Raw genomic sequence first — 17,041 nt, 5'->3', positions numbered from 1 at the left:
AACAAATGAATGAAACTCTACAGCATCTAATAGATGATACAAAAAAGAAGTTCGGGTTAGATGATTATCGTTTAAAAAACTACGAGTATTACCGAAATGTGGATATGTTTAATGAAACAATTTATAAATTGTGTATGGAATGGTTTCCTCCACATGAAACGGAACCTGTGGACGAAGATTTAAACCCGGATGGCACAGCCGTGATAGAAGTGAATTTGAATACAGGAAAGGTTGAGAGTGCTGTTTTTGTCATGGGTAAGACATATGCAAAGGAGGGTGTGTGCTTTGATAGCGCCCAGAATGACGCCATCAAATGGATTGAACAAGAAACAGGGTTGATATATGGAGAGCACTTTCACTTGCATAAAGAGGAGAAAGGGGAGCTTATTTTTGAAGAAAAAATTGCTGGTGTACCAGTGACCCCTTCGGGCATGATTGATGTGAAATGGGATGAACATGGACAACTCATTTACTTTGTTCTTCACGGCCCATTTGTTTCTATAAAAAAGCACAGGGCTGAAAAATATACGCTGCTCATTGAGAAGATTGAAAGCTTAGCCCTTCAGCAAGTGCAACGAATCGAATGGCCTTCCTTTGATCAGAATAAAATTCGTCCAATTTATGCGTTAGAAGAAGTGTATGTAAAGAATGATGGAACCGGAATCCTCCCGTTTGAAGGTACGATACAGGAACACCAATGTCTCAATATCAACCAAATCATCAAATGGGATGAACCAATAACGGAACCTTTTGTAAGAAAGGAATTAAATATTCAAGAAGACATCTCAGATGATCAAGCCTTTTCAATTGAACCCTCACCAGATACAATGCCCATAACAGAGGAAGAAAAAGATAAGTGTTTGAAAGCAGTTCAAAACTTGTTGAGTCAGGAATATCCTAACGACACCGGAAAATGGGTTTGCATTTCTCTTCATCGTGATCATTACATTCATGCAACAGTAAAAGCAAATAGACAAGAGAGAAGCTTGCTTACAGATAAAATCTTGATATTCATTGATGCCCTTACATTTGAAGCCGTTAATTACATAGATAGAAAAGAAATGTTTAAGGAGTGTGGCATGTTGGATGAACTCCAACCTCCTGGTAAAATCACCATGACAAAACAAGAAGCCTTCAAAAAATTAAAAGATCGGTTAGAGCTGACCCCCATCTATGTATATGATTTTACAGAAAAGCAGTATGTCTTATGTGGAAAACTAGATTGTCATGATGGAGTGGATGCAGTGAGCGGGGAAGTCATTCCTTTACAGGATATTTGAATTGGCACTTTACGCTATTGAAAGAACAGTCAGGTGCTGTTCTTTTTTTTGTCTCATCCACCTATTTTTTGAAGTAAAATGGAATATTGTAGCAGGAAGTTGTCATTTCATCACGAAAGAAAACAGGTAAGAATATGATCATAGGTCCATTGTTTGGATTCGTGGTGGAGTCAATGAGAAGACATAGGAAACGTTATACATATTGAACATTCGTGACAGTACAGTTGATCTACAGTATCAAGTCTAAAAAGTGAGTGATCATGTCTCAAGCCGTATGCGAAAATACGTGTACCGAGATCATATGATGAGTTGGTTCCGTTTGTTTTTAGGTGAGTTTGAAGCCAAGTTAGAAGAAAGTGAGGATATCTACCTTGAGTACATTGGAAGTGTTTCGTCAGTTTTTGGTTGACCATTATCCTGCGTTACAAGATGAGCTTTGGCTGAAAGATGTTGATACCCTTCGAATCTCTCCTATTCTTCATCCTTTTCTGAAAAGCAAGCTGCCAGATGGGATTGAAAAATTCACTTGTGTCCTATTCACGCAGCAAACAGATCAAACCACTGCCCCGCTCAAAGTATACCTTCTATTAGATGAATATGGGCAATCGCTTTACGCCATTGATTTGATGAATGAACAAATCGTGCTTCATTAATACAGAACCAAAAAGCTGCTTGAGCTTGTCTCAGCAGCTTTTTTTATGATGAACATCAGTTTGTCATATCAACCAATCTGCGGTGCAAGTTGTCCAATTCTTTTTTTGTTGGAAAAGAGCTGATCAGCAGCGTAGATCGCCCGAACTGAAGAGGAAGCTCAGTATCGGTCACAATCATATCAATCCCAAGTTGATCCATCGTGACATCATTTAACGTATTTTCTGGACTTGTGAAAATGTGAATGAGAGGAGGCACACTTAATTTAATTAAATCAGCAATAAACAAACTATGATAATAACCTAATGTTGAAGTAACAAAAATGTTCAGCACGTTTCTCCGTTCCATCTCCAAATGAACAAGCCCTCTCCAGGAAGATGTAATGATACGAATCAATTCCCGTTCATTTTTCACAAAAGAAGCGAGGATATCGTCTGTTTTTAACTCTTGGATGATATGACTAATCCTCGAATAGAAGTAGGGAAACTGTTTTTTCACCTCTGATAAATAGCTCGATTTCTTTTTGAAAAGGAATCCATCTCTCACGGTAATTTCATTGGAATACACATAATATTGGAGAAGAACGAGTGTCATCACCTTACGATTCGCTATTTCTTGATGAAAAATCGACTCCAACTGGGTGATAAATGAATGAATGGCATCATAGAGGCGTGGTGTATGCGACTGAAAGAACGTCAATTTTTCTTCGACAGACTCAATTGATTTAAAGTGTCCAATAGCTGGTTCGATCAATAGCAAAAAGACAAATTCATGATGATCCAGCGTCACATCAAATACGTCTTTGGCCATTCGGCAGATGTGCTCTTCCCATCTTCTAATTTGATCATAGATTCCTTTAGCTGTAGAGGTTTGTTTTTCTTCATTCATTGAGTATGTATATTTACGGCTGATTGTAAAACCTTTTCGCATTCGGTGAATGGAAACGCCGAGCCACAGGCAGTATTTATCTATCGCGACATCTGGTACATTGACTTCGAGCACCTGAAATAGTTCTTGTAATAAATTCACTGCGTCTTGTTTTTGAATATCATCAAATGGCCAAAGGCGGCTTCCATACACTTCAAATAAAAATTCAACAAAGAATTGACGAATCTCCTTCTCATTTCCATGAAACTGCATACTATCTGGGCGTAACTCGATGTCATAGGATGTAAGGATCGAGTTGATTTTATGAATCGTGTTATACAATGTGGATCTACTGATATTCAGCGTTTCCATCCATTCATAGAAAGATCTGTTTTCTTCAAAAAAAATGCCGTCAATCAATCGAATTTCAATCGTATCCTTTAGAATTTCTTTGATATAGTAATCCACGCGTATCGTCTGCGTATTACAAATGGATATGCCTTGTCTTGGCTTTATGTGGATTAACGGTTCTCCATTCTCTGTTTGGAACGATTTCATTTGTTCTAAATCGCTTTGAATCGCACGAACCGAGCCGATACGTTCATTCGATATCTCTTGAAGGCTCCACCACTTATTTTTGGATACAAGCAATTTTAAAATGTTTATCCATCTCTTTGATTTATTATCAATGAGCTCCATCAAACAACTAACTCCTTCCTTTAGCTTGCCTCTATATTATGAAGTTCACTTAAAGAACATTTGATTCTCAAAATAGGCATGAAATGATTGTAATGTTTAGGCTAAATCGTTTTGTCTTCACTTTTCATGATAAAAGAGAAAAAAATTAGACGAAAACAAATGTTATGCCCTGATTCTCCATATTTTTCTATTGAAAGGTGATAAATATGCCAAGAATCCTATAAAAATGGATCATTTTAGATATTTTGTTTATTTTTTTGCTGCTCAAACGGTAAATGTAAGAATAAAAAGCATCGGCTTTTTGATTACCATATGGAAGGGAGTAGAAGGAATGCGATCTATATGATGCTGAACTATCTCACCATACATACCATATGAGTCATGCTTGTTTTATATGAACGTTCTATATGTGAATACATGCTTATATATGCATGTACTAATCATTTGTTGTTCATTCCAGTATAAATAGAAAAATTCACATTTATTCTTTTCATGTTCCCTCTCACTATTCCCCATTGCTATAGACCCCTATCCAGCTACTATATCTACTACTCATGATGACCTTTCAAACTCATGGTTGATCAACTCATTTTATTCATAGGGTCTTAAGATGCAATTTTTAGAAAAATTTGATCAGAAGCGGAGTGATTGATCAGACAGTATACAAATGATTTTTTAATTGTTGTTGAAAAATAATTGTAGAAAAGGGTGGATGTATTGAAAAGAATATTATCGGTGGCACTGATGACCGTGTTAGTCATACAGTCTAGTATATTAGGAATCTTGCCTTTAGCAGGGGCACAAGCTAAAGACATTCAAGAGAATATCTATGGGAATATTGAGTTTGCTGATAGCGAAGGCAACAAGTTATCAAACATAGAAGATCAGCAAGTTAGAAAGGCCATTGTGCATTGGTCTATCAAAGGAATTGATCTCAAAAAGCAATATCCGTATATTCTCTCTCTTCCTTCAGTCATTCAGGTAGAGAAAGAGCAGAAAGAACTCATTACTGTCGATGACATCCCTGTTGGTGAGTATACCGTTTCAAAACAAAATGAAGTGACGGTCACATTCAATAAGGATATTGAGCTTGATCCGAATTTAGAAGGATCTATAGATATTGACGTCACCAGTATAGCTGAGAAAAAAGAGAAAACAAAGCAAAATGAGCATAAAGAAAATCTTTCAAAAGATGATTCAACCTCATCGGAGAAAGACAAAGCTGCTAACAATCAAGAAACTGTTCAAAAGACACAAAGCGATGAAGATGAGTTACTAAAAAACAAAGTGAACGTGTCTAAGCGTGTAGGGCTGCAAAGTGTTTCAAAACAAATGCAGATACAAGAAAATCTCCTTACTGACGCGAAATTAATTTTTGAAGATCAGGAAGGTAATTCAGTTGATAAGCCTGACGTCAACTCACTGATTTCCATTAACTATAAGTGGGCCATCCCGAATGGTCATAACTATAATGGCGGGGATGAATTCCATTTCAAGGTTCCAGAGGAATTAGTCATTTACGAAAAAATCGATCGTCTCGAGATGAAATTTAATCAATCGATCATCGGTTATTTTTCTGTAGATGAAAGCGGAAATGCCTCTATCGAATTCACAGATTTTATTAAACAATATTCAAATATCCAAGGAACACTTCAAGTTTGGACACAATTAGATAAACAAACAGTGATCACTGAAGAAAAAGAAGTGGTGATTACCCCGATTGAAGGCAAAGATACGATATCGATTCCGATTCAATACATTCCAAATGGTCCGAATGTCTCTAAAAAGGGAGAACCCAATCGATCTTACAATGCTGAAACCATTCAATGGACAGTCGATTTTAATATGGACTTAGATGATGTGAAACAAGCGAAACTGTTAGATCCGATTCAAGAAGGTCAAGCGTTAAAAAAAGATTCAATCAAGCTTTATCGTGTAGATACAAAGCTAAATGGTGAAACATCGCTTGGACAGCTGCTTGACGAAAATCACTACACCATCGGCCAAACAGCAGATGGTCAAGATTTCACGATCGAATTTAAAGATGACGTGCATCTCGCTTACCGTTTAATGTATGAAACGGACATTACGAATCAAGATCAGTCTGTGTTTCGTAATAAAGCGTCCCTTGTCTCTGCTGATAAAGAGATTAGTTCAGCAGAAGGAACCGTGAATGTGACAAGAGGCAGTCCTTTAAATAAAAAAGCCGCCCACTACGATCCAGTCACTCAAACGATTACTTGGGAAATTCGGTATAACTATAACGAAAAAAAGCTGGCTCAAAAGGATGCTTTGATAGAAGACTTCTTTAACGGTACACAGGCGCTAATATCTGATTCAATTCAAGTCAAAGAAGTCACAATTGATGAGAATGGCAAAGAATCAGGAACAAAAGCGTTTGAAGATTATGTGGTTCAACCTCAAAAAAAGGATGAACAAAACGGGTTTACCTTGCAATTCAATCAAGATATCCAATCGGCTTACCTGATCACATATCAAACAAAAGCAACCGAGCGAATTTTCGAAGCTGAAGACATTATCAATACTGTAACAGCTGGCAAAGAGAGCGAACAAGGGAAGCAAAGAATTGACCAGCAAATCCTAACGAAAAATCATGGAACACCGGATTACAAGAACAAGACCATTCCATGGCGTATCATCTTCAACAAAGATCAACAAACCATGAACAACGTAATATTAAAAGATTCGTTTACAAACGAAGGATTGACGCTGCAAAAAGATAGTTTAAAGGTGACGACAGGTAATACAGTGCTTGAAGAAGGCACAGATTATCAAATCGTTGAACATGCAAATGGATTTGATATTCAATTTACGCAAGAAATCAAGACAGAACATACCATCACATATACAACGTCTTTTGATTATGAAAAAAGAGCAGATAAAGATCAAAAGAACCTGCGTAACCATGTAAAACTTGAATGGGTAAATGAAGATGGCAAGGATTTGACGAAGGAAAACCAATCTGTCTTTACGCCTGACACATACACGCAGTCCAATGGGTTCAAGAATGGAACATATGATGCAAAGCAAAAAGAGATCACATGGAATATCGGTGTGAACTATAATTTGAAGCATCTAGAAGAGGCGAAAATCGAGGATTTCATTCAAGGAAATCAGCGTTTGCTTAAAGATTCAATTATCGTCTACTCGCTTGATTTACAAGGCGGAGAAAATGGTGCGGAAGAAAAAGAAGTATTAGCGAAAGAACATTATGACATCAAATTCCTTGAAAATGAAAAGGGAGAATCAGGCTTCGAAGTCATTTTCAAACATGCCATTGATTCCCCATACAAAATCACGTATCAAACAAGTGTTGAAGGAATGGATTTAGTACAGAAAACCTACGAAAATAAAGCGACCCTTTATGATGGAAAGACGAAAGAATCAGACGTGAATGCTGTGGTGTCTATTCCAAATGGAGGGAAATACACGAGCAAATCAGGAAATCAACAAGGGAAAGTCATTGATTGGAAACTGAATATCAACTTTGGTCAATCAACAGTCCAAGATGCGACGATTATAGACCATCCGAGCAGTAACCAAGCCATAATAGAAAACTCATTTCATCTCTATTCGACAACAATAGATGAAAAGGGGCAAGTGACTAAAAAGGATGAGCTGGAAAAAGGGAAGGATTATGAACTAGACCTTGAATTCGATCCAGATTCTTTTCAAATCAAATTTAAAGAAGAAATCACGAGACCCTATATTTTAGAATACCAATCTCTCATTTTAGATAAGGTGGGAAGTACACTTCAAAACGAAGTAACGTTTAGAGGTGAAAATGTAAAAGAAATCAAAAAGGAATCCGAAGCCTCAATTGTGGTCAAACGTACCGCTGGCATGGGAGATGGCACAGGAGCGATTGGCACTTTAACCATTCATAAGGTAGATGCGAGTAGTGGAAAAGCGCTAAAAGGAGCAAGCTTTTCTCTGACAGATGCTGCGAGCGGTATCGTCATTGGAACAAAGACAACAGATGAAGAAGGAGCTCTTCGATTTGATCGTCTTCTGTATGGTGACTATATCGTGACAGAAGAGAAAGCACCTGATGGTTATTTGAAAACGAAGGAACCGATCAATGTCACGATTGATCAGCCTTACGAATCAGGAGATCAAACGAAAACAGGAAATAGCATGACGGTGCAAAACCAAGAAATCCGCCAGCATGTGAAACTTACGAAAAAAGATAAAGAAACGGGTGCGGCATTAGAAAATACAGAATTTGAACTGAAAAATGAATCTGGAGATACCGTCCAAACCCATTTGAAAACGGATGAAAAAGGAGAAATCCTATTCAAACATCTTGAGCCAGGTTCCTATTATTTTGTTGAAACAAACGCACCGAAAGGCTATCAATTAAATCAGCAAAAATGGCCGTTCACCATTAAAGAAAATCAAACAGAAACAACGGTTGTCACCGCAGTAAATGACATCATCAAAGGCTCTGCAGAATTGAGCAAAATAGGTGAAGGCGGAGAGAGACTAGAAGGTGCACAGTTCAAGCTCTTAGATCAAGATGGGCATGAGCTAAATGGTGCGCTTGTCACAGGAAAAGATGGCAAGATCACGATCAATGAACTAAGACCGGGTACGTATCAGCTCATCGAAACAAACGCACCAGACGGTTATGTATTAGATGAAACACCCATCACATTTGAAGTACCACTCGATCCAAAAGAACCAGTCATCATTTCACAAAAGAACCTCTATGAAACAAGTGCATTAGAAGTGATGAAAGAAGGGGAAGATGGCAAGAAGCTTCAAGGTGTTCGATTTGAAGTCTTGGATCAAAATGACAAAGTCGTGCGTAAAGATTTGACAACAGATGAAGATGGGAAGCTGTTGGTCGATGACCTCAAACCGGGCAAATATCAGCTTGTGGAGACAGAGAGTATTGATGGTTACCAAAAGAAAAATAAACCTTATCCGTTTACCATCGAAATCGCACAAAAAAAACCGGCAGAGATCAAAGTGATCAATGATCTCAAAACTGGAGCTGTCCAGCTCACGAAGCTCGGTGAAAAGAATGAAGCGCTTGAAGGAGCAGAATTCAAGCTAGTAGATGCAAATGGAAAAGAGATAAAAACAGGTCTTGTCACAGATGAGAACGGGAAGATCATCGTCAACGATCTGAAACCTGGAACCTATCAGTTTGTTGAAACGAAGGCGCCATTCGGTCATGAGCTTGACGAAACACCTGTCACTTTTGCTATTCCATTTAACCCTGAGAAGCTGGTCAGTGTGACAAAAGAAAATAGCCGCACAACTGGCGGAGTGCTGTTACACAAAAAAGGTGAAGATGGGAAATCATTAGAAGGGGTTGTCTTTGATCTATCTGATGCCAAAGGAAAGATTGTGGCAGGAGGAGAAGGAATTACAACCAATCAGGATGGAAAGATTACCTTCACAGGTCTTAAACCTGGAACCTATCAATTTGTTGAAAGAAAGAGTCTTGAAGGCTATGAATTGAGTGCGAAACCACTTGTCTTTGAAGTTGAATTAGGTCAAAAAGACTTGATTCAAGTGGAGGCAATCAATCAGCTCAAGAAAGGTTCTGTAGAACTAACTAAAATAGGGGAAGAAAAAGAAAGATTGAAAGGCGCAGAATTTACCCTTTTCAATGACAATGGTAAAGAATTGCTGTCAGGTTTAACAACCAACGAAAAAGGCATCATCACTGTCAACGATTTGAAACCAGGCGCTTACCAATTGGTTGAAACGAAGGCTCCTTTTGGACATAAACTAGATGCAGAACCAGTAGACTTTCAGATTGATTTCAACCCAAATCAACTGGTGAAAGTGACAAAAGAAAATATTCGCACGACAAGTGCTGTGAAGCTTCAGAAAAAAGGGGAGGATGGTCAGTTGCTCGCTGGCGTGACCTTTGACCTGATTGATGCGCATGATCAGCGTGTGAAGAAAGACTTGAAGACAGACAAAAACGGTCAACTGACAGTCGATCAACTGAAGCCAGGAACCTACCAATTTGTCGAAACAGCAAGCATTGCCGGCTATGAATTGGATCAGACACCTGTCTCATTTACGATTCGTTTAGGTCAAGACAAACCCACAAAAGTAGAAATGATCAACAAACTGACGCCGGGAGCAGTGGAACTGACCAAAGTGGATGCTGAAGGACACACGCTGGAAAACGCAGAGTTTGCTCTTCAGAGTAAAGACGGGAAAACGCTGAAGAAATCACTTGTAACGGATCAAAAAGGAAAGCTTCACATCAACGATCTAAAACCGGGAGAATATCAATTCGTTGAAACGAAAGCGCCTCACGGCTACGAATTAGATGATCAGCCGATCCGGTTTACGATTGAGAAAAATCAGCAGAAGCCTCTTCAATTAACAGCGAAGAATCACTTGATTTTAGGAAGTCTGCGTATCATAAAGGTAGACCAGCAGACTGATAGAACCTTAAAAGGTGCAGCCTTTGACATTCGTACAAAAGCCGGGAAAATCATCAAATCTGTGACAACAGGAAAAGACGGAGAAGCCATTGTCAAAGGGCTTAAACCTGGTGAATATACACTCACAGAGACGAAAGCTCCAAATGGTTATGTAGCGTTAAAAAAACCAATCGCTTTTACAATTCAAATGGGCGAAGTGGAGATCAAGACATTGATTGTAAAAAATGCTCCAATGAAGAATGAAGAGGACCACACGAATCCTCCAGCCTCAGATCAAGGGGATCAACATCCACCTCATGATTCAAACGGTGAATTGCCAAAGACGGGAGAAGAATGGCTACGTTATTTGATGTATGCAGGGATTTTACTAGTAGTGTCTGGAACTGTTCTTCTTGTAGTCAGAAGAAGGACCATTCAGTAAAAGGAAGGAACGAGTGTATTGATGAAAAAAAGAACCTTATTAGGCAGCTTTTTGGTGGTCGCAGGACTAATGCTCATCTCCGTTCCTTTTCTATATGAGTGGCGAACGTCTCAAGAGGCAGCAGCCATGGAAGAGGCATTGAAAATGATTGAAGAAAATGACAGTGATGCCCTTTCTTCTATTCCACATTTAACTGTGTCAGAAGAAGACCTGCGAGATACGATGGAGCTTGAGATCCCGTCAATTGATTTAAATGAAAAAGTGCTACCTGTTACATCAAAAGAAAATTTAAGTATTGCACTGACTCAAATCAAATCTCATCAAATGCCAGGTGAAGGAAATTTCACGATTGCAGGCCATAGAGGGTATAGAGGCGACCGGCTTTTCCGACAGCTGCCAGAGGTGCCTAAAGGGGAAAAAGTCGTCTTACATCATCAAGCAGAAACATACGAATACAAAATTGTCAGCTCAGCTACGATAGAACCGACGGATGTTGATGTACTAAAGGATCGTGGGAAAAATGAACTGACATTGATCACTTGTACTCTTGATGGCCAGAAACGATTTGTCTTAAAAGGAATACGAATTAATGCTTCAAAGGATAAGCAACCGTCGGATGTATAACACCAACATAATAGATGATGAGTTTGATGGAAAAGCAGCGTTCACGACCGACATGTTACACCAATTGTTATCAGAGCATTATCCCACTTTAAAAAACGAACGTTGGGATGTGGATATAGATACAATTCGGACTTCGCCTATTCTTCATCCTTTATTAAGAAGAAAGATTCCGGCAGGTATTGAAAAATTCACATGTGTTTTGTTCACGCAGCAGACAGGGTCCTTTGGAGAGCCTTTGATTGTATACTTTTTATTGGATGAAAAAGGCGAATCGATTTACGCAATGGATCTCTTGCTTGAGCAGCATGATCCACATTAAACGAGAAATAAAAAAGCAAGATCTTTAATGAACGGGTTCGGTTTTAAGGTGGGAAAATTGTATTAGTTATATAATGAGGACTCTAATTCGTATATGAATTGGAGTTCTTTTATTTGTTTATATGAAAGAGTACGAGCTATCGTCAAGACCTGTGCAGAATATATGGAGTATAGTGAAAGCGAAGTCGTTGATATGTTGTTGCTCCATATTTTAGATGATAAAGATTTTATAAAATGGATTGAAAATAGACTTAATCATCGGCGGATTGTGGTTAAACGGACTAAAGAAGACCATCTCGATTTTATCCCTTTCCCTGTTTCTTCGGAAAAAATCTGATAAAATTCATTTAGATATCCATCATTAGTAGGTGTGGAGGTAAAAGAATGTTAAAAGAAGACCCTGAATATATTTTTCGTCATGATGCACGACCAGAAGCTGTTCATGATTTAGCCGACGTAGATGAAAATGCCACTGAGTTAGTAATCACAGGAAAAACAAAAAATATTGAAAGGTTGAACTCTTTCTCTAACCTGACGAAATTGTGGATTTACAAAGTGGGCCAAAAGGAATTCAATACGATCTTGAGCTTAGTTAACCCTAAAATGCTCTATATGCGTGAACTGAGAGTAGAAGATTTATCAATCATCAGTTCTCTTCAAGATGTTGAGGTATTGGCACTTGAATGGAATACAAAGGCACAAAGTTTATGGGATCTATCAAAAAACACTTTTTTAAAATCTTTATCCTTAACAGATTTTTCAAAGTTGAATGACATAGCTCCTTTGCAAAAAAACACTGGTTTAGAATGGTTGCAATTGTCAGGCGGGATTTGGAATACATTAAACTTAAATACTCTACAACCTTTAAGATACCTCAAGAATTTAAAATATCTGTGCTTATCAAATATAAAAGTGAAGGACGAGTCTTTAGAGCCAATATCGGCATTAGAGGGACTCAAGGAACTTGACATTTCAAACCAATTCCCGACAGAAGAATACGCTAGATTATCCGTCACCCTTCCAAATACGAAGTGTGATCGTTTTGCGCCATACATCTTTTTATCAAGTCCTATTGTAGATAAAGATGTAATGGTAATTGGAAAGCGGAAACCGAAAATAAATTCAAAAGTCGATGGGGAAAAGTTGAAAAAATACGAAAAACAATTTAAAGCGTACCAAGAAAAGTATAAAAATTAACTTAAAAAGCAATGGATAATCTATTCCATTGCTTTTTCTATTACGCAAATAACTTCAGCCCAACGACGCCAATCACAATCAGCAGCAAGCTGAGGATACGAATCATGTTTTTCGGCTCTTTAAATAGAATCATATTAAACAAGACAGAACCCGCTGTTCCAAGTCCAATCCAAACCGTATAGGCAACGGAGACTTGAACGGAAGAGAACGAGGCGTACAAAAACAAAAAGGATAAGGCAAATCCGCCGACAAATAACATGCCTGTCGTGAGTTGCTTTTTCTTACTAAACATATTGAGACCAATGGTTCCGCCAATTTCACAGGCAGAGGCCAACAGTACAAAAAACCAGCCCATTTATACCGCTTCTCCTTTCTGCTCATGTGCATCTCCATCAGACACCTTCAGTCCAATAATTCCGAGAATTAAAATGCCCATAAATAAAAGCTTTTCTAATGAAAACGAACCGCCGAACAGCGCATAATCCATCAAAGATGTACCAATCGTTCCAACTCCTGCAAACACGGCGTACACAGTCCCTGTCGGCAGCTTCTCGCAGGCTTTCATTAAAAAATAAAAATCAACCGGGATCAGGCAGATAATGATCGCCCACTCCCACACAGCATCAGCTCTATTTAAACCAAACACCCAAAGTAATTCAAATAAACATGTGAGTGCAACATACATCCAGCTTTTTTTCATCGTATTTCCTCCTAAAACTGAAAACTGACGATTCGTCATTTTGAAACCAAAAAAGAGCGTACAGCAAGTGCTGTACTAAGTTAAGGTGTCTCTATGCCAAGTGCGTAAAGGAGAAATTGCTTCACCTCTCGCTTTTGAATCAGAACCTCTTCTGTATCTGTTTCTGTGAATAAGTACATTTGCTCAGCAGACGATTCAAGTAAACCGATAATGAATTTCGCAGCATATTGACAGTTCAAGTTCGCACGTACTCTTTTGTCTTGTTTTGCCTTTTCTAAAAAAGAAGCGACCCATTTGTAAATCGGTTCATAAATATCTTCCCATTCCTTTAAATGCTCGGTGGCAGCTAAACCTGAATACGTCAGGGCAAGAACATCACGGTATTGTCTTGTAAAAGAGAAAATAAATTCAACAAGCGCATCTGCTTGATCGAGGACATCTGCATGCTGAGTTAATTCCTTTTCGATCGCAGGCACCATCTGTGCGATCAGATGTTCAGCGATGGCAGGCATGACAGACAGCTTTGAAGGAAAATATAAATAAAAAGTTCCTTGCGCTACTCCTGCTGTTTTCACAATATCCGATATAGTCGTCTTTTCAATTCCCTTCTCTTTAAAGGCATCAATCGCAGCAAGCATAATTTTTTCTCGTTTTGACACAGGATCACCGACCTTAAAATGACTGAATGTCAGTCAGTATACCGAGAAAATGACGATTTGTCAATATCGCATGAATTGTGAGAATAAGTGATGAATAGATACAGGAAAGCCTGAATAACCTGTAATATGGTCAAGCATGGTGTAAGAAAGGGGCAGCTATTTGTATGACATCCAGTGCTATGTTTTCAATGGCTTATTTTCTTCTGCTCGTCCCGTTCTATCTAACTATGAGATATAGGCTGGCAAAAAAACAGCAACGTTTTATCTATTTACGAACAGAAATGGTCCTTGCTTTTCTATTTGTATATACGAATGTTCTCTTTTATTTAACGGTCTTTCCGAATCGCTTTTCAGCACCAAAAGATCAAGTGAGCGTCAATCTGATTCCCTTCCACTCCATTCAACAAAACCTACACGCCTTTCAGCATGGCTATCCAAACCTTGTCTTGTTAAATTTGGCAGGGAACATTCTCTTATTTGTGCCGCTCGGTTTTTTTCTATATCAAGCCTTTCGGACATGTCGCTTTCAAAAGGCGGTGCTGGCTGGGTTGATCTTGTCAGCGATCATCGAAATCCTTCAATGGATATTCTCACAATCTGGTATGATTACAAGAAGCAGCGATATAGATGATATTCTCTTAAATACACTTGGCACAGCGCTAGGTTGTATGTTGTATCGGATGTATCAACGAAGGAAGGAGAAAATCAAGTGAAGCGAGTTTGTATCATTCCATGTGGCGCCAAGAAAATATGGGACGTCCATCCAGAGGCAGGGAGCCAGCCGGCGAACCTCGTTTATTTAAGTCCGCTGCATCAGCGTACGAAAAGCTATGCCCGAACGTTCTTTTCAGACTACCTAATTATTTCAGCGAAGCATGGATTCTTAAAGGCAGATGATATTATTCATGAAAATTATGATGTGGCTTTTGGTACACCGCATACTGATCAGATAACAAGAGAAGCACTAAGTCAGCAATTTCATGAAAAACATCTCACTGCATATGATGAATTAGTGATACTAGGTGGAAAGAAATATCGAAAGGTGATCGATCCGTTATTACTTCCTCATCAGACAGCGATTTATCCGCTGGCTCCATATAAAGGAATTGGCTATATGCTTCAGGCGTTAAAGCAAGCCGTTGAGACAAAAGTAGAACTTCCGCCGCATATTTAACGTATTCACATCTACAGGTAAGCAGGTTTTTGATCATTAAAAAGAGAATGAATGAAGTAGCGATGCTGATTGTTTCATATCTTTTCAGCAGCCACTTGGATGTCCGCATCGCTTATTAGAGTGGCTAGATGAAAAAGGAGGCGTATGAACATGACAACCATCTATTTAGCTGGTGATTCAACCGTTTCATCTTACCCAGATCGTCCTGTTCAAGGAGGGTGGGGAGAGTTTTTACATCGCTACACAGCGCAGGGTGTGAGCGTCGACAACCGCGCAATCGGTGGAAGAAGCTCAAAAACATTCATTGAAGAAGGACGGCTTGATAAAATATTAGCTGACATTCAGCCTGGGGACTGGCTGTTTACACAAATGGGGCACAATGATGCTTCAACGGAGAAGCCGGAACGGCATACAGATCCTTTCACAACGTATAAAAGCTATTTGTCTCAATATATTCACGGAGCAAGAGCGAAAGGAGCTACACCGCTTTTATTAACGCCAGTCGGCCGCTTTCATGAAAAAGACGGAGAATATATCAATGATTTCCCTGACTACTGTGCCGCGATGAAAGAACTAGCCGATGAAGAAGAAGTTCTTCTCGTTGATTTAAATACAGTTAGTCTCCAGTTTTATCAAATTTCCGGCATAGAGAAAACGACTTCTTACTTTATGCTGTCAACAGGTATAGAGGATCGCACGCACTTTACAAAAGAAGGGGCAGATGCGATTGCAAGACTTGTTTCGCTGGAATTAAAGGACCTTGGATTAACGATTGTGTGATGGCTGACAGGACGAGAAAGCGCTCGTCCTGTTCTTTTTTTGCAGAAAGCTATTGATTCCCTTCACCAGAGTAGACTACAATAGGTACATATGATAATGAGAATCAATATCACTTATAAATAGATCAATCGATGAAAAACTGGAGGGACTCAAATGACAGAACAACTTGAATTGTTTGACGTTACCATTATTGGCGGCGGTCCAGCAGGAATGTACACCGCCTTTTATAGTGGGATGCGGGATTTAAAGACGAAGGTACTGGAGTATAACGAAAGCCTTGGCGGAAAAATCCTCTTATATCCTGAAAAAGTCATATGGGATGTGGGTGGTTTGCCACCAACAAGAGGTGAACAGCTGATCCAGCAGCTAGAAACGCAGGCGAAAACATTTGAACCAGAGATTGCGTTGAATCAAAAAATCACGCAATTCGAGCGGGATGAGAATGGTCATATCCTGCTGACGGCTGAAAATGGCGACCGTCATTTGACAAAGACCCTCATCTTAGCGATGGGTCACGGAATTCCAGTTCAGCGAAAACTTGAAATCGAGCATGCAGACCGTTATGAAGTAACAAACCTTTATTACACTGTGCAGGAGCTAAAGACGTTTGCAGGAAAGCGGGTGGTCATCTCTGGAGGCGGAGATTCAGCTGTTGATTGGGCCAATGCCCTCGTTCCAATTGCTGAAAGTGTGACCGTTGTGCATCGTCGTGATATGTTTGGTGGACATGAAAAAAACGTCGCCAACATGAAAGCATCTAGTGCTCGCATTCTCACACCGCATGAACTCACAGAGCTTCATGGTCAAGGTGACAAAATTGAAGCCGTCACCATTCAGCACTTAGAAACAGGCGACATCGAACGAATCGAAACCGATGCTGTCATCGTCAACCATGGCATGAAAGGTGATTTAAGCGTTCTATCAGAATGGGGACTCAAGCAAGGTGAGTGGGGACTCATCGAGGTCAATGAAAAGATGGAAACCAATTTACCTGGCGTCTATGCAGTTGGCGACTTATGCACACATAAAAGTAAAGTGCGTTTAATTGCCGGTACGTTTGTTGATGGAGTCAATGCACTCAATAGCGCAAAGCTATACATCGAACCAGAAGCAGAAAAAGTAGCGTACGTGTCTTCACATAATGAACGCTTTAAAGAGAAAAACAAAGAATTACAAACGGCTGGAGCGCGATAATCACCATTCAGTCAGACATTGAAGTGCTAAAATGGTT

The 17,041-nt window shown here is 39.2% G+C and carries 14 protein-coding genes; 10 read left to right on the top strand and 4 right to left on the bottom strand.

What is annotated here, in order from left to right; translation table 11 throughout:
* Positions 1-5: 5 nt before the first annotated feature.
* Positions 6-1,280, top strand: coding sequence for a hypothetical protein (locus tag ACRRMM_RS14310; RefSeq protein ID WP_017366846.1), 1,275 nt, complete (start codon positions 6-8; stop codon positions 1,278-1,280).
* A 371-nt stretch (positions 1,281-1,651) separates the two neighbouring features.
* Positions 1,652-1,933, top strand: coding sequence for a hypothetical protein (locus ACRRMM_RS14305; protein WP_017366847.1), 282 nt, complete (start codon positions 1,652-1,654; stop codon positions 1,931-1,933).
* Between the two features lie 55 nt (positions 1,934-1,988).
* Here ACRRMM_RS14305 and ACRRMM_RS14300 read toward each other — a convergent pair whose 3' ends face one another.
* Positions 1,989-3,497: a helix-turn-helix domain-containing protein gene (locus ACRRMM_RS14300; protein WP_017366848.1), complete on the bottom strand. Its 1,509-nt coding sequence runs from the start codon at positions 3,495-3,497 to the stop codon at positions 1,989-1,991.
* Positions 3,498-4,214: 717 nt separating this feature from the next.
* Between ACRRMM_RS14300 and ACRRMM_RS14295 the strand changes: the two genes are divergently transcribed.
* From ACRRMM_RS14295 to ACRRMM_RS14280, 4 genes are all read left to right on the top strand, one after another.
* Positions 4,215-10,358: a SpaA isopeptide-forming pilin-related protein gene (locus tag ACRRMM_RS14295; RefSeq protein WP_432450827.1), complete on the top strand. Its 6,144-nt coding sequence runs from the start codon at positions 4,215-4,217 to the stop codon at positions 10,356-10,358.
* 21 nt (positions 10,359-10,379) lie between these two features.
* On the top strand, positions 10,380-10,982 hold the full coding sequence (locus ACRRMM_RS14290) for a class D sortase (RefSeq protein ID WP_008341713.1): 603 nt from the start codon (positions 10,380-10,382) through the stop codon (positions 10,980-10,982).
* A complete protein-coding gene (locus ACRRMM_RS14285) occupies positions 10,975-11,301 on the top strand; it encodes a hypothetical protein (RefSeq protein ID WP_048002098.1) in 327 nt (108 codons plus the stop codon). The genes ACRRMM_RS14290 and ACRRMM_RS14285 overlap by 8 nt, the downstream gene beginning before the upstream one ends.
* A gap of 383 nt (positions 11,302-11,684) precedes the next feature.
* Positions 11,685-12,497, top strand: a complete 813-nt coding sequence (locus ACRRMM_RS14280; protein WP_025206956.1) for a hypothetical protein — start codon at positions 11,685-11,687, stop codon at positions 12,495-12,497.
* A 40-nt stretch (positions 12,498-12,537) separates the two neighbouring features.
* Here the strand turns inward: ACRRMM_RS14280 and ACRRMM_RS14275 are convergent, their stop codons facing one another.
* From ACRRMM_RS14275 to ACRRMM_RS14265, 3 genes are all read right to left on the bottom strand, one after another.
* A complete protein-coding gene (locus tag ACRRMM_RS14275; RefSeq protein WP_017366853.1) occupies positions 12,538-12,852 on the bottom strand; it encodes a DMT family transporter in 315 nt (104 codons plus the stop codon).
* Complete coding sequence (locus ACRRMM_RS14270) at positions 12,853-13,197, bottom strand: DMT family transporter (RefSeq protein ID WP_003217798.1); 345 nt, start codon at positions 13,195-13,197, stop codon at positions 12,853-12,855.
* Positions 13,198-13,277: 80 nt separating this feature from the next.
* Entirely contained in the window at positions 13,278-13,856 is a 579-nt protein-coding gene (locus tag ACRRMM_RS14265) for a TetR family transcriptional regulator (protein ID WP_008341700.1), read from the bottom strand.
* Positions 13,857-14,020: 164 nt separating this feature from the next.
* Between ACRRMM_RS14265 and ACRRMM_RS14260 the strand changes: the two genes are divergently transcribed.
* From ACRRMM_RS14260 to ACRRMM_RS14245, 4 genes are all read left to right on the top strand, one after another.
* Positions 14,021-14,569 (top strand): VanZ family protein, encoded by a 549-nt coding sequence (locus ACRRMM_RS14260; protein WP_007496656.1) that lies wholly within the window; start codon positions 14,021-14,023, stop codon positions 14,567-14,569.
* A complete protein-coding gene (locus tag ACRRMM_RS14255; RefSeq protein WP_025206957.1) occupies positions 14,566-15,030 on the top strand; it encodes a DUF6884 domain-containing protein in 465 nt (154 codons plus the stop codon). Before ACRRMM_RS14260 ends, ACRRMM_RS14255 begins: the two co-directional genes overlap by 4 nt.
* Positions 15,031-15,180: 150 nt before the next feature.
* The gene (locus ACRRMM_RS14250) at positions 15,181-15,810 is read left to right on the top strand and encodes a rhamnogalacturonan acetylesterase (protein WP_017358823.1); all 630 of its coding nucleotides are present in this window, start codon (positions 15,181-15,183) and stop codon (positions 15,808-15,810) included.
* A 153-nt stretch (positions 15,811-15,963) separates the two neighbouring features.
* Positions 15,964-17,004, top strand: coding sequence for an NAD(P)/FAD-dependent oxidoreductase (locus tag ACRRMM_RS14245; RefSeq protein ID WP_007496663.1), 1,041 nt, complete (start codon positions 15,964-15,966; stop codon positions 17,002-17,004).
* The last annotated feature ends 37 nt before the right edge of the window (positions 17,005-17,041 follow it).

Origin of the sequence: Bacillus sp. XT-4 (assembly GCF_050864245.1) — a bacterium.
In the GTDB taxonomy this organism is placed as follows: Bacteria; Bacillota; Bacilli; order Bacillales; family Bacillaceae; genus Bacillus; species Bacillus altitudinis.
Note: the sequence above shows the minus strand (reverse complement) of the source record. Positions and strands in the feature narration are given on the sequence as shown.